General features: G+C 41.6%; 1 protein-coding gene. It reads right to left on the minus strand.

Annotated elements, in window-relative coordinates; genetic code table 11:
• A partial coding sequence (locus R8O10_RS24570) for a hypothetical protein (protein WP_318191865.1) occupies positions 1 to 696 on the minus strand: 696 nt, incomplete at its 3' end.
• Positions 697 to 822 lie beyond the last annotated feature (126 nt).

The following is an 822-nucleotide window of genomic DNA, read 5'->3' on the forward strand; positions in this document are numbered from 1 at the left end:
TTGTCTGCTTGTACCGTTTCTACAAGGTATTAAGTTACCTTCAGAGTCAAAGAAACTGTCTAACTCTGAGCATATTGGCAAAGTTGGGTCTTTCTCAGGGTCATAAGGTTCTGGGTCTGGTTCAGTTACCTCTCCTTCATCATCCTTACAGTATGTAATTCCATTTTGTGTATAACATTCTCTGTCTCCATGATCAGGGTCTTCTATGTCTATAATGTCACCGCCACCATTCCCATCAGACGCACATTCGTACGAAACCAGTTTTCCCTTGTCGTCATAGACAGGGCAAAACTTACTTTGCATCTCAATTTGATCATCGAAGATGCCTTCCATCAAATTATCTAGGTCGAGGTCTACACTATCTGGAATCGCATCAAGTACAGGGCCAAGTGCGTCGTCAATGCCTTGCTGCCCAATATCCTGAATGGTATCGCATAGAGCTCCTTGTAAACCATCGAGGCTAAACGAAGGTAGACCTGGCAAACTAAAAGAGAAATCACACCCTTGAGTCGGGTCTATATAAGCAAATGGGTTTCCCATCTTAGGATTGCTTGTATCTACGTCACATATACCAGCTGAAGGTGCTGGCAATGAGACTTTTTGTCGACATACCCTTGCTGCTTCACTCTTAAAGGGAGTGACAGTTGCAATGACTGAAGCTAGAAGTGCAAAACGAATAATTTTATTATTATCCATCCTTAGTATTCTCCTGAATTAATCTTTTGTGAGTTGCCAGTGCCAATCGAGTTGCATCCTCACTCATATATTGCTTGTCGAATTCGATTAGAAAGTTGAAGAGGTTTAATCTTGTGTGAAGAATTT

It is taken from the genome of Vibrio sp. 1727 (assembly GCF_033344415.1).
GTDB lineage: Bacteria > Pseudomonadota > Gammaproteobacteria > Enterobacterales > Vibrionaceae > Vibrio > Vibrio alginolyticus.